At 63.4% G+C, this 13,155-nt stretch carries 12 protein-coding genes; 1 reads left to right on the plus strand and 11 read right to left on the minus strand.

Annotated features, from left to right (window positions below; translation table 11 throughout):
- Positions 1 to 79: 79 nt before the first annotated feature.
- From AB5Y80_RS15990 to leuS, 11 genes are all read right to left on the minus strand, one after another.
- Entirely contained in the window at positions 80 to 1,309 is a 1,230-nt protein-coding gene (locus AB5Y80_RS15990; RefSeq protein ID WP_039041110.1) for a D-alanyl-D-alanine carboxypeptidase family protein, read from the minus strand.
- Between the two features lie 165 nt (positions 1,310 to 1,474).
- On the minus strand, positions 1,475 to 2,410 hold the full coding sequence (locus AB5Y80_RS15995; RefSeq protein ID WP_052816020.1) for a septal ring lytic transglycosylase RlpA family protein: 936 nt from the start codon (positions 2,408 to 2,410) through the stop codon (positions 1,475 to 1,477).
- The gene (gene mltB, locus AB5Y80_RS16000) at positions 2,352 to 3,350 is read right to left on the minus strand and encodes a lytic murein transglycosylase B (RefSeq protein ID WP_223955692.1); all 999 of its coding nucleotides are present in this window, start codon (positions 3,348 to 3,350) and stop codon (positions 2,352 to 2,354) included. Before mltB ends, AB5Y80_RS15995 begins: the two co-directional genes overlap by 59 nt.
- A complete protein-coding gene (gene rodA / locus AB5Y80_RS16005) occupies positions 3,350 to 4,453 on the minus strand; it encodes a rod shape-determining protein RodA (protein WP_039041107.1) in 1,104 nt (367 codons plus the stop codon). Before rodA ends, mltB begins: the two co-directional genes overlap by 1 nt.
- Entirely contained in the window at positions 4,450 to 6,363 is a 1,914-nt protein-coding gene (gene mrdA, locus AB5Y80_RS16010; protein ID WP_010673761.1) for a penicillin-binding protein 2, read from the minus strand. Before mrdA ends, rodA begins: the two co-directional genes overlap by 4 nt.
- Positions 6,364 to 6,427: 64 nt before the next feature.
- Positions 6,428 to 6,895 (minus strand): 23S rRNA (pseudouridine(1915)-N(3))-methyltransferase RlmH, encoded by a 468-nt coding sequence (gene rlmH, locus AB5Y80_RS16015; RefSeq protein WP_368173176.1) that lies wholly within the window; start codon positions 6,893 to 6,895, stop codon positions 6,428 to 6,430.
- Between the two features lie 21 nt (positions 6,896 to 6,916).
- A complete protein-coding gene (rsfS, locus tag AB5Y80_RS16020; RefSeq protein WP_010673762.1) occupies positions 6,917 to 7,258 on the minus strand; it encodes a ribosome silencing factor in 342 nt (113 codons plus the stop codon).
- Positions 7,259 to 7,470: 212 nt separating this feature from the next.
- Positions 7,471 to 8,124 carry a nicotinate-nucleotide adenylyltransferase gene (gene nadD, locus AB5Y80_RS16025; RefSeq protein WP_368173177.1) on the minus strand — a complete coding sequence of 218 codons (654 nt, stop codon included), beginning with the start codon at positions 8,122 to 8,124 and terminating at the stop codon, positions 7,471 to 7,473.
- Positions 8,125 to 8,164: 40 nt separating this feature from the next.
- Positions 8,165 to 9,196, minus strand: a complete 1,032-nt coding sequence (holA, locus tag AB5Y80_RS16030) for a DNA polymerase III subunit delta (protein ID WP_368173178.1) — start codon at positions 9,194 to 9,196, stop codon at positions 8,165 to 8,167.
- 27 nt (positions 9,197 to 9,223) lie between these two features.
- On the minus strand, positions 9,224 to 9,706 hold the full coding sequence (lptE, locus tag AB5Y80_RS16035; RefSeq protein WP_043153202.1) for an LPS assembly lipoprotein LptE: 483 nt from the start codon (positions 9,704 to 9,706) through the stop codon (positions 9,224 to 9,226).
- Positions 9,707 to 9,818: 112 nt separating this feature from the next.
- A complete protein-coding gene (gene leuS, locus AB5Y80_RS16040; protein ID WP_368173179.1) occupies positions 9,819 to 12,395 on the minus strand; it encodes a leucine--tRNA ligase in 2,577 nt (858 codons plus the stop codon).
- Positions 12,396 to 12,646: 251 nt separating this feature from the next.
- Between leuS and AB5Y80_RS16045 the strand changes: the two genes are divergently transcribed.
- The gene (locus tag AB5Y80_RS16045) at positions 12,647 to 13,135 is read left to right on the plus strand and encodes a zinc ribbon-containing protein (RefSeq protein ID WP_039041127.1); all 489 of its coding nucleotides are present in this window, start codon (positions 12,647 to 12,649) and stop codon (positions 13,133 to 13,135) included.
- Positions 13,136 to 13,155 lie beyond the last annotated feature (20 nt).

The following is a 13,155-nucleotide window of genomic DNA, read 5'->3' on the forward strand; positions in this document are numbered from 1 at the left end:
GATTACAGGGTTATTGACTGGACAGACCGCAAAAGACAGCAGCGGCGCCTGTTGGCGCCGCTGCTTGAGGAAGGGTCTGTTACTTGAACCAGCTGGAGACCAGCATCACCAGGTAATCCCACAGGCGGCTCATCAGGCCACCTTCCTGCACCTCTTCCAGGGCAACCAGGGGAACCTGCTTGATCTCCTTGTCCCCTTGCTTGAGGTACACAGTGCCGACGCGCTGGCCCTTGGCCAGGGGCGCCTTCAGCTCGCTCTCCAGCTGGAAGTCCGCCTTGAGGTTGTTGCCCTGGCCACGGGTGACCAGCACGGAGACGTCCTTGTCGACCCCCAGCTTCACTTCAGACTTGTCGCCCATCCAGATCTTCTGGGTGACCAGTTCGGTGCCCGCCTTGTAGGGGGTCAGGCTCTGGAAGAAGCGGAAGCCGTAGGTGAGCAGCTTCTTGCTCTCGGCAGCGCGAGAAGCCTCGCTGTTGGCCCCCATGACGACGGCGATCAGGCGCATGCCTTCGTTGTTGGTGGCGGAAGAGACCAGGTTGTAGCCTACCTGGCTGACGTGGCCTGTCTTGATGCCGTCAACCTGCAGGGATTGGTCCCACAGCAGGCGGTTGCGGTTGTGCTGGGTGATGCCGTTGAACACGAAGGACTTCTGGGAGTAGATCTTGTACTCCTCCGGCTGATCGTGGATCAGAGCCTGACCCAGGCGGGCCATGTCGCGGGCGGTACTGTAGTGGCCCTCTTCATCCAGGCCGTGGGGGTTCTTGAACTGGGAGTCCTTCATGCCGAGCTTGGCGGCCCAGGCGTTCATCAGGCTGGCGAAGGAGTCGGTGCTGCCTGCCAGGTGCTCGGCCATGGCGACGCAGGCGTCGTTGCCGGACTGGATGATGATGCCCTTGTTGAGATCATCGACGGAGACCTGCTTGCCCACCTCGATGAACATCTTGGAGGAGTCGGAGTAGTTCTTGGACCAGGCGTTCTGGCTGATGGTCACCATGTCGGTGCCCTTGATGTTCCCCTTGTGCAGCTCGTCGCCGACGATGTAGGAGGTCATCATCTTGGTCAGGCTGGCGGGGGGCAGACGCTCGTCGGCGTTCTGCTCGGCCAGCACCTGGCCGGAGAAGTAGTCGATCAGGATGTGGGCCTTGGCGGAGATCTCGGGCGCGGCAGGCACCACCATGGGGGCGCTGTTCAAAGTGGGAACCGGCTGGGCACTCGGCAGGGCCGAATCCGGGGTCGGAACAGGCTGGTTGGCCTGAGCGGTGGCGCTTAACAGGGAGGCCAGAATAACGGAGCGGGCAAATTTGGACATCTTGAAATTCCTGGTGCCTGGATGGGATGTACCCAAGTTGAAAAAAAGCGGGCCCCACTATACCAGATGTGCGTGTCGGTCATAGTCCGAGATGCGACCTGGACGGGATTTTATGGGATGGCCCCCGACCTCGCGTCGTATCCCGGCGCGAGGTCGGGGCGGGTATCAGGGCACGATGAAGGCCTGCTCCAACCCGCCCTGGCGGATCTGCTCGAGCAGGGGGGCCTGCTTGTCGCTGGCCACGGGCCCGAGCAGGACGCGGAAGACGGCGCCGTGCGCCACCACCTGGTACGGCACGCCATAGCGCTGGGTCATCACCTTGCCCATGGCCTCAGCTCGCGCCTGCGAGCCGCTGGCGAGCACCTGGATCATCTTGCCCTGGGTCGCACCGGCCTTGGGGGGGGAGACGGTGGTGGTCGCCGTGGCGGCAGGAGCAGGAGCAGGAGCAGGGGCGGCCTTGGCCGGTGCCGTGGGGGCCGGCGTCTCGTTCACGAAGGAATTGGCGGCTGGCGCCGCAGGCTCCATGGGCGTCATCGGGGTCATGGGCACCATCTCTACCATCTGATCCGGCTGATCGGTGATGAGTTCGAGGCGCACCCGGGCCTCACCCCCTTCCACCATCTCCAGCTGCGCGGCGGCGGCGTGGGAGAGATCGATGAGGCGATCGCTGCCGAAGGGGCCGCGATCATTGACGCGTACTATGGTCTCCAGACCGTTGTCCAGATTGGTGACCCGCACGTAGCTTGGCAGGGGCAGGTTGCGGTGGGCGGCGCTGAACAGGGTGCTGTCCTGCACGTCGCCGTTGGCAGTCTTGTTGCCGTCCAGATCCCGGGAGAGCCAGCTGGCAGTGCCTTCCTCGCTGTAGTGCTTGATGTCGCGCCACACCTCAAACTTCTGCTTGCCGATCCAGTAGTCCCGGTTGCCGCTCTCGCTCATGGGTTCGGGGCGGGGAATGGCGCCGGTCGCCTGGGGGATCTCGATGACCTGGGGTTTCTCCTGGGGGACGGGCTCTGGCGGCAGCGGCTGGGGTTCGGGTTGGCTGCTACAGGCGGCCAGCAACAAGGTCAGGCTGAGGGGAAGAAGTTTGTGGCTGTAATGCATAAGCGTCCTGGATTGCTTGACTGAGTTGATGCACCGCCATCGCATAGAGAGGGCTGCGATTGTAGCGGGTGATCACGTAAAAATTGTGGCGCGCGACCCAGTATTCCGGTCCTTCGGCCTGCTCCATCGCCAGCAGTTTTACCGGCGTCTCGGGTGACGGCGGTGTGGCGACTTCAATGCCCGCAGCGGCCAGATCTGCCCAGCGGTGTCTTAGCTCGGGCTCGGGTGCAAGCAGGGTACCTACTGGCGCCAATCCGATCAAGGCGGGCTCCACCACCGGCTCGCCCCAGCGCCAGTGGTGCAGGGCGAAGTAGTTGGCCACGCTGCCGATGGCATCTGCCGGGTTGGCGAAGAGATCCCGCTTGCCGTCTCCGTCGAAGTCGACCGCGTAGTGGCGGTAGCTGGAGGGCATGAACTGGCCCATGCCCATGGCGCCGGCATAGGAGCCCTTGAGATTGGTGAGCGGCCACTTCTCTTCCCGGGCAAGCAGCACCAGCTGGGCAAACTCCTTGGCGAAGAAATCCGCCCGTTCGGGGTAGTGGAATCCCAGGGTGTAGAGGCTGTCGAGCACTGGATGGCGCCCCATCTGTCGACCGTAAAAGGTCTCGATGCCGATGATGGCGACGATGAGGGAGGCGGGGACCTGGTAGGTCTGCTCTGCCCGTGCCAGGGTGGCGGCATGGCGCTGCCAGAATCCCACTCCGTCCCGGATTCGCTCCGGGGTGACGAACAGCGGCCTGTAGCGGTGCCAGGGCTTGGCTTCCCAGGGGCGGCGGATGGTGTCCAGCACCTCCTGGCGCAGGCTGGCCTGGGCGGCGGCGGCCTGCAACTCTGCCAGCGGCACCTGCTGCTGCTCGGCCAGCAGGCTGAGCCGGGCCGGCGAGACGGCAGCACCCGCCGTCAGGGTGCACAGAGATAGAGCCAGCCAGCCGAGTCGCATCAGGCGAGCAGCCGCCTGTGGGTCTGGATGGACATCAGAACGCCGAAGCCCGCCATCAGGGTCACCATGGAGGTGCCGCCGTAGCTCACCAGTGGCAGGGGAACTCCTACCACCGGCAGGATGCCGCTTACCATGCCCATGTTGACGAACACATAGACGAAGAAGGTCAGGGTCAGGGCACCCCCCAGCAGGCGTTCGAAGCTGTTCTGGGCCTGCATGGAGATAAACAGGCAGCGGCTGATGATGTAGAGGTAGATGACCAGCAAGAGGGCCACTCCCACCAGACCGAACTCCTCGCTGAAGACGGCGAAGATGAAGTCGGTGTGGCGCTCTGGCAGGAATTCGAGCTGGGACTGGGTGCCTTGCAGCCACCCCTTGCCAAACACGCCGCCGGAGCCGATCGCAATCTTGGACTGGATGATGTGATAGCCGCGACCGAGGGGGTCCTTCTCCGGGTCCAGCAGCATCAGCACCCGCTGGCGCTGGTAGTCGTGCATCAGGAAGAACCAGAGAACCGGCATGAAGGCGCAGATGAGCAAGACCGCGAGCCCGATGAGCCACCAGCTGATCCCCGCCAGGAAGATGACGAAGAAGCCGGAAGCGGCCACCAGGATGGAGGTGCCGAGATCGGGTTGGGCCGCGATCAGCAGGGTGGGCAGCAGCACCATCACCAGGGCGATCATCACATGGCTGAACTTTGGCGGCAGGGAGTGCCGGCTGAGCCAGGCGGCCACCATGATGGGCATGGAGAGTTTCATCACCTCGGAGGGCTGGAACTTCATGAAGCCGAGATCGAGCCAGCGCTGGGCCCCCTTGCCGATATGGCCGAACACGTCCACCGCGATGAGCAGCAGCACCACCACCGCAAACAGGGGCACCGACCAGCGGGCATAGAGGGAGGGCGGCAGCTGGGCTATGCCGATCATCAGACCGAAGGCCAGGGCGCCGCGCACCAGCTGGCGCACGATGGAGTCGAGATCCTGGCCCGAGGCGGAGTAGAGCACCACCATGGAGAGGGCCATCAGGGTCAGCAGGCCGAGCAGCAGCGGCAGGTCGATGTGCAGCTTGTACCAGATGCTCTGCTGGCGGGCAGAATTACTCATTGGGAAACGACCTCACTCGGTTGGGACGGCTTTTCCGGTGCCGGTGGCAACTGGGGTTCCGGCGGGAGCAGATAGGCATCCAGCATGTGGCGGGCGACCGGTGCCGCCATGGCGCTGCCGCCCCCGGCGTTCTCCAGCACCAGGGCGACGACCGCCTTGGGTGCCTCGAAGGGGGCGAAGGCGACGAACAGGGCGTTGTCGCGGTGCTCCACCTTGGTGGTGGCCGCGTTGTAGACCTGGTTCTCTTTCAGGCCCACCACCTGGGCGGTGCCGGACTTGCCCGCCGCCTTGTAGGGGGTATTGGCGAAGGCGCGGCGCCCCGTCCCTTCGTGGCCGTTGATGACGCGCCACATGCCGTCCTTGGCCACCTGCCAGTAGGTATCGCTCTTGGCGGCGATGGCCACGTTCGGGTTGATGGGGGCGTTGACCACGCCATCGGAGGAGGCGGTGCTCTTGAGCAGGTGCGGCGTCACGTCGTGACCGTTCTGGGTCAGGATGCTGATGGCCTTGGCGAGCTGGATCGGGGTGGCGCTCCAGTAGCCCTGGCCGATGCCGATGGAGATGGTGTCCCCCTGGTACCAGGGTTGACGCCAGCGGGCCATCTTCCAGTCCCGGGAGGGCATGACGCCCCGGGTCTCTTCATAGAGGTCCACGCCGCTGTACTGGCCGAAGCCGAACTTGGTCATGTAGCTGTTGATCTTGTCGATGCCGACCCGGTAGGCGAGATCGTAGAAATAGGTATCCGCCGAGACCTCGATGGCGCGATAGACGTCGAGCCAGCCGTGGCCCCAGCGGCGCCAGTCCCGGAACTTCTTGGTGGTGCCCGGGATGGAGAAGCTGGGCCCGCCGAAGTAGCGGTAATTGGGGGTGATCGCCCCCTCGTTGAGCCCCATCACCGCCATCATGGGCTTGACGGTGGAGGCGGGGGCATAGATGCCCTGGGTGGTGCGGTTGACCAGCGGCCGGGCGGGATCGTTGAGCAGCGCCGAGTAGTTGGCGCTGGAGATGCCGGTCACGAACAGGTTGGGGTCGTAGCTCGGGCTCGACTCCATGGCCAGGATGGCGCCGGTGTTGGGTTCCATCATCACGATGGCGCCCCGGCGGCCGGCCAGTAGCTCCTGTGCCTTCAACTGCAGGCGGATGTCGATGTTGAGGTAGATGTCCTTGCCGGGCTCGGGGGGCTGGAATTTCAGGGTGCGCACTACCCGGCCGCGGTTGTTCACCTCGACCTCCTGATAACCCGCCACGCCGTGCAGCTGATCCTCGTAGTACTTCTCCACCCCCTGTTTGCCGATGTCCTTGGTGGCGGCATAGTTGGCGAGCTTCTCCTCCTTCTCGAGGCGCTCCACGTCACGGGTGTTGATCTTGGCCACGTAGCCCAGGGCATGGGTCAGGGTGTCGCCGAACGGGTAGTAGCGCTTGAGGTAGGCCTCGATGCTGGCCCCCGGGTAGTTGTGCTGGTTGACCGAGAAGAGGGCGACCTGGTATTCGGTCAGCTTCTCGAACAGGGGCACGGGCTTGAAGCGGCGCTGACGCTTGACCTCGGCCAGGAACTTCTCCTTGGTCCCCTCCGGCAGGGCCAGCAGGGTGATGAGGTCGTCCGCGGTCTTCTCCAGGTTCTCGGTCTCTTCGGGCACGATCTCCAGGCTGTAGACAGGGCGGTTTTCCGCCAGCAGGACACCGTTGGCGTCGTAGATGAGGCCACGGGGCGGCGCCACCGGTACCACACGGATGCGGTTGTCGTTGGATCGGGTCTGATAAGTTTCGTAAGACTCTACTTGCAGGTAGTAGAGGTTAGCCAGCAGCACCAGCATGAGGGTGACCATGCCGATGTAGGCGACCAGGGTGCGCCGGAAGAACAGACGTCCCTCGGCACTGTGATCGCGCATTTCAATGCGATTCTTCAGCATGCCGTTACCTTGTGGCTGACGTGCGGGTGAGAGAGGAGAAATGCATGCTCAGGGTCGGCATGGGTCACTCTCTGTGATAAGGGTGATTGGTGGTGATGCTCCAGGCGCGGTAGAGGCTCTCGGCCACCAGTACCCGCACCAGGGGATGGGGCAGGGTCAGGGGCGAGAGCGACCAGTTCTGCTCCGCGGCAGCCTTGCACTCGGGGGAGAGCCCCTCCGGGCCACCCACCAGCAGCGCCACATCCCGGCCATCCAGCTTCCAGGCTTCCAGTTGCACGGCGAGCTGCTCCGTGGTCCAGGGCTTGCCCGGAATGTCCAGGGTCACGATACGAGAGCGGCCGGCGGCGGCCAGCATGGCTTCCCCTTCCTTTTGCAGGATGCGGGGAATGTCGGCATTCTTGCCGCGCTTGCCTGCGCCGATCTCGACCAGCTCGAACGGCATGTCTTTGGGGAAGCGGCGACGGTACTCTTCGAAGCCATGCTCTACCCAGGCAGGCATCTTGGTGCCCACGGCAATCAACTGGATCTTCATCTTTGGTTACGCTGTCGCCCTTTATTGCGAATTGACCTGGGCGGCGCCGCTCCAGAGTTTTTCCAGCTGGTAAAAGTCGCGGTACTCATCCTGCATCACGTGGACGATGACCGACCCCATGTCCACCAGCACCCACTCACCGGTGAGTTCCCCTTCCACGCTCAGCAGGTCGAGCCCCGCATGACGGGCCTCGCTGGCGAGGTTGTGGGCGATGGCACTGACGTGACGATTGGAGTTGCCGGAGCAGATGATCATGGTGTCCGTGATGCTGGATTTGCCGCGCACATCGAGGGTGATGATGTCGCGGCCTTTCATGTCATCGATCTTGTCGACGATAAAGGCGAGCAATTCTTGGCCTTGCAATGTCTTCTCCTATCTTCCGGCGCCAGAGGGCGGCGGATTATATCATGGTCACTCCCGTTTCCCAGCCTGGCAAAGGGAGCATCGCCCGGGGAGCCGTCCCGTGGGGGAGGGGCCCCTTGACGATCACTATAGTGTGCAACCCGGCCTGGCAATAGTCAGGGCCGGGCCCGGTGCGCCCGGACGTGTCGGCTGATCCGCCTGCGTGGCGCCGTTTACTGCGTTGCCGATGAGCGGTAGAGCCCGTGGCGCCGGATATAGTCGGCGACCGGGTTGGGCAGCAGGTATTTGGGATCCTGGCCTGCCGCGAGCAGGGCACGCAGGCGTGTGGCCGACAGCTCGACGGGCAGGTTGTCACAAAGCCAGACATGACCGTGGCGCTGGCGATGGAGAGCCCGAATGTCCCGGGTCTGGTGGCGGGCCAGCAGCTCGGCCACCTGGACGGGATAATCCGGTTGCCAGCCTGGGCGGTAGCTCACCACCAGGTGGGCGTAATCGAGCAGCTCCTGCCAGCGGTGCCAGCTCGGCAGGCCGAGCAGGGAATCCATCCCCATCAAAAAGCAGAGCGGGGTGTCCGGCAGCTCGCTCCTCAACTCGACAAGGGTGTCGATGGTCCAGGAGGGGGTGTCGCGCCTGAGCTCCCGCTCATCCACCACGAAGCCCGGGTTTTCCGCTGCTGCCAGGGCGACCATGGCCAGGCGCTGCTCGCTCGAGCAGAAGGGGCTGGCCCGGTGGGGCGGAATATGGTTCGGCAGCAGACGCACTTCGGCCAGGCCCAGGGCGTCGCGGGCCTCGATGGCCGGGCGCAGGTGACCGATGTGGATGGGATCAAAGGTTCCCCCCAGAATGCCGATGGGCGGTTTCAACATGGGCTTCCTCCGGCGATGGCGGGGATGTCGACGGGCTGGATCATGCGTCAGATCCCGCCAGCGGCAAGGGGGTACCATCGCGAAAACCGAGGGCGAGAGTCTGCAGCATCAGCCAGGCCTGCTCGGTATCGAAGCGACGCTGGGCGTCGTCGAGGCGGGCCATCAGCTGCCACAACTGCTGCAGCTTGGCGAAGGGCAGCCGGGTCAGCGCCTGTTGAATGAGCTGCTGGCGGCTCTGCCAGATGCGCAGGCGGGAGAAGTGCTCCACCAGCGGCTGACCGGCCCTGGCCGCCAGCGCCAGCTCGGTGAGCTGCTCCAGCTCGCGGCACAAGGTCCAGGCCAGCATGCCGGGCTCGGTGCCCTCGGCGCGCAGGGCCAGCAGGATGCGCTGGGCCCGGTTCACCTTCCCTTCCAGCAGGGTGTCGATGAGCTGGAACGGGGTGAAGTGGGCGTGGCGGATGATGGTTTCCTGCAGATAGGCGACGCTGATGGGCTGGGGCGGCGAGAGCAGGGTCAGCTTCTCTATCTCCTGGCTGGCGGCCAGCAGGTTGCCCTCGTAGGCGTGGCACATGAAGTTGACCGCATCCGGCAGCGCCTTGAGGCCGAAGCGCTGGAAGCGGGCGCTCATCCAGCGCGGGAAGAAACGGGGCTCGGGGTGGTTGACCGGCACATAGGTGCCGCTCTGGCTCAGCTTGTCGAACCAGGCTGCCTTCATCTGGGTTTGGTTGAGGCGATTACCGCTCAGGACCAGCAGCAGATCTGGGTGCAGCTGTTTGCCGATCTCGCTGATGCGGGCGGCCAACTCCTTGTCGACCTTGGCCGGCAGCTCCAGCTCGATGATCTGGCGTGCCGAGAACAGGCTCATGGCCTGGCAGGCATCGTAGACCTGGTTCCAGTCCAGCCCCTGTTCCACCACGAAGCTGTAGCGCTCATCGAAGCCCTGTTTGCGTGCCACCTGACGCACGGCGTCGACAGCTTCCAGTTTGAGCAGGGGCTCGTCCCCAAAAATGAGATAGCAGGGCTTGAGCCCTGCTTTGAGGTGATCCGCAAACTGCTCGGGATAGACTCTCATCAACGAACTCTCATCAAGATACTTGCATCAGAACTTGACCTGGCTGAGCTGGCGGATCACCAGGTTGGCGGCCTGTTCCTGCATCTCCTTGCCCAGCTGCTCCTGCTCGCGGGAGGAGGCGAGTGCCGCATCCGGCTTGTTCAGGAAGCTGCGGTTGAAGGTGATGGGGAAGACCTGGGTCGGTTTGCCCGGCATGACCACGGTGAACTGGGTGCTGTAACTGAGCAGGTATTCGCGGTCCTGGCCGATGGAGTCGACCGAGGCGACCTGGCTGCGGCTACGTACCCCGGCCAGGGTCAGCACCGGGATGCCCTCCTTGTCGGCGAGTTCGACGCCAGCGGCCTTGAGACGGGTGGTGACCAGTCGGTAGAAGTCGCTCTTGTTGTCACCGACCACTTTCATGGTCATCAGCTCGGGGGGAATGGCGGTGCCCCGCATCTGAAAACCGCAGGCCTGCAGCAGCAGTCCTGCCAGCACGATGGCCATCCAGCGCGTGAAGATGGTGCCCATAAAAAATCCTCTTTGCATGAAGGGAAGAGCGGCGGGCGCAGGGCCCGCCGTCATCATCCGTGTGTCGTCAGCCCCTGGCCCAGACCGTCGGCCGCCGCCAGGGGAGGCGTCATCAGTTGGCCACGATGTTGAGCAGTTTGCCCGGCACGTACACGACTTTGCGCACGGTCAGACCGTCGGTGAACTTCTGTACGGACGCATCGGCCATGGCCAGCTTCTCGACGTCGGCCTGGCTTATCTCGGCCGGCACGGTCAGCTTGCCGCGCATCTTGCCGTTGATCTGTACCACCACCAGCTTCTCGGTCTCGACCATGGCCGCTTCGTCAGCCACCGGCCAGGCCGCGACATCGATGTCCCCTTCCTTGCCCAGCATTTTCCACAGCTCGAAGCCGATGTGCGGGGTGATGGGATAGAGCATGACCACGACCGCTTCCAGCGCTTCCTGCATCAGGGCGCGATCCTGCTCGTCGCTGCCCAGCTTGGCCAGGTTGTTCATCAGCTCCATGATGGCGGCGATGGCGGTGTTGAAGGTCTGACGGCGACCCACGTCGTCGCTCACCTTGGCGATGGTCTTGTGCAGCTCGCGGCGCACGGCCTTCTGGTCGCCGCTGAGTGCCGCCACATTCAGTGCCGGAGCTACGCCGGCACTGACGTGCTCGAAGGTGATGCGCCACAGACGGCGCAGGAAGCGCTGGGCACCCTCGACGCCGGAGTCGGACCACTCCAGGGTCATCTCGGCCGGCGAGGCGAACATCATGAACAGACGCACAGTATCGGCGCCGTAACGCTCCACCATCAGCTGCGGGTCGATGCCGTTGTTCTTGGACTTGGACATCTTGGTCATGCCGGAGTGGATCACTTCACGACCCTCAAGGTCGACCGCCTTGGTGATGCGGCCCTTGTCGTCACGCTCCACCTTGACGTCGAGGGGGCTGACCCAGACGTTGCCGCCCTTCTCATCCTTGTAGTAGAAGGCGTCAGCCAGCACCATGCCCTGGCAGAGCAGGCGCTTGAACGGCTCGTCGCTGTTCACGAGGCCCGCATCACGCAGCAGCTTGTGGAAGAAGCGGGCGTAGAGCAGGTGCATACAGGCGTGCTCGATGCCGCCGATGTATTGATCCACCGGCAGCCAGTGGTTGGCAGCCGCCGGATCCAGCATGCCCTTGTCGTAGTCCGGGGAGCAGTAGCGGGCGTAGTACCAGGAGGACTCCATGAAGGTGTCGAAGGTATCGGTCTCGCGGAATGCTTCCTGGCCGTTGTAGGTGGTCTTGGCCCACTCGGGGTCGGCCTTGATGGGGCTCTGGATGCCGTCCATCACCACGTCTTCCGGCAGCAGTACCGGCAGTTGATCTTCCGGGGTCGGCACCACGGTACCATCCGCTAGGGTCAGCATCGGGATGGGAGCGCCCCAGTAGCGCTGACGGGAGACACCCCAGTCGCGCAGACGGTAGTTGACGGTGCGCTTGCCCTTGCCGAGCCCTTCCAGCTTGTTGGCGATGGCATCGAAGGCACCCTGGAAGTCGAGGCCGTCGAACTCGCCGGAGTTGAACAGCACGCCCTTCTCGGTATAAGCCGCTTCGCTCACGTCGACGTCACCATCAACCGGCTTGATGACAGGCTTGATCTCGAGGCCGTACTTGGTGGCGAATTCGTGGTCACGCAGGTCGTGACCCGGTACCGCCATCACGGCGCCGGTGCCGTAGTTCATCAGCACGAAGTTGGCGACCCAGACCGGCACCTTGCGGCCATCCAGCGGGTGAATGGCGTAGAGGCCGGTGGCCATGCCCTTCTTCTCCATGGTGGCCAGTTCAGCCTCGGCTACCTTGGTGTTCTTGCACTCTTCGATGAAGGCGGCCAGCTCCGGATTGTTCTGGGCTGCTTGCAGCGCCAGCGGGTGACCGGCGGCGATGCCCACATAGGTCACACCCATGAAGGTGTCCGGACGGGTGGTGTAGACCTCGAGGTGCTCGGCCTGACCGTCGATATTGAAGCTGATGTTGACCCCTTCGGAGCGGCCAATCCAGTTGCGCTGCATGGTCTTGACCATTTCCGGCCAGCCTTCCAGATTGTCGATATCGTTCAGCAGCTCTTCGGCGTAGTCGGTGATCTTGATGAACCACTGGGGGATCTCTTTCTGCTCCACCGGTGTATCACAGCGCCAGCAGCAGTTGTCAACAACCTGCTCGTTGGCCAGTACGGTCATGTCGTTCGGGCACCAGTTGACGGAGGAGGTCTTCTTGTAGACCAGACCCTTCTCGTAGAGCTTGGTGAAGAACCACTGCTCCCAGCGGTAGTAGTCCGGCTTGCAGGTGGCCAGCTCCCGATCCCAGTCATAGCCCAGACCCAGCATCTTCAGCTGGTTCTTCATGTATTCGATGTTTTCGTAGGTCCAGGGGGCCGGCGCCGTGTTGTTCTTGATGGCGGCGTTTTCTGCCGGCAGGCCGAAGGCGTCCCAACCGATGGGTTGCAGCACGTTCTTGCCATTGAGCCGTTGATAACGGGAGATCACATCACCTATGGTGTAGTTGCGAACGTGCCCCATGTGTAGACGACCAGACGGATAGGGGAACATGGAGAGGCAGTAGAACTTTTCCTTGTCTACTTTCTCCACCGCCTTGAAGGTTTTCTTGGCATCCCAGTGCTTCTGCACTGCTGGTTCTATGGATTGGGGAACGTATTGCTCTTGCATTGGTGACATCCGGATCTGTGAAATGAATAGATAAAACGGCTGGGAAATCCCGATAGAATACCCATATCCTGCGGCGGCAACAACCGCCAGCATCCGCCCGGTCTCGGGCCAGGTCCGGTACCCGCGAGGATTTGCAGAGCCGCAAGAGCCGCGAGAGTCGCAACGAAGTGAGAATGGCAACCGCCGCCCGTATCCGCCGAGCCCGAGGTCAGGGTCTGGCTCGATCGGGATTCAGCAGAGGAGTGATGGCCATGGACAAACGTCGACAAGGGTATGAAGCCTTTATCGCCCAGCTCAAGAAGCAGTGGGAAGAGACGGAAGCGTTTCAGGGAGAGCGCCTCAACCGGATGATCGCCAAGGTGCAGGCCTATCTGGAGGCGGCCGGGGATCTGACCCAGGACGAGCTGGCGCTCATCGCCGAGTATGTGAAGCGGGATCTGGGCAACTATGACGAAGGGCGCAAGGATGATCAGGTGGAGGAGTCGGCCTTCATGCTGGCGCTCAAGGACACCGCCTGGTCCTGGCTGGCAGACGTGACCGACCGCACCCAGGTGGAGTGGCAGGAGTTGGCGGACGAGCTGGAGCACAAGGGGGTCTACCGGGCGGGGGACTGGGTGGGACTCGGGGTGCTGGTGTGCGATCACTGCGAGTGGCGCCATACCGTGCTGCATCCAGAGCAGCTTGGCACCTGCCCGGAGTGCGGGGCCGATGAGTATCATCGCGAGCCGCTGTCTCCTTGAGCCGCCAGACCGTGCCAAGC

This window comes from Aeromonas sp. R2-1 (assembly GCF_040908425.1).
Lineage (GTDB): Bacteria > Pseudomonadota > Gammaproteobacteria > Enterobacterales > Aeromonadaceae > Aeromonas > Aeromonas caviae.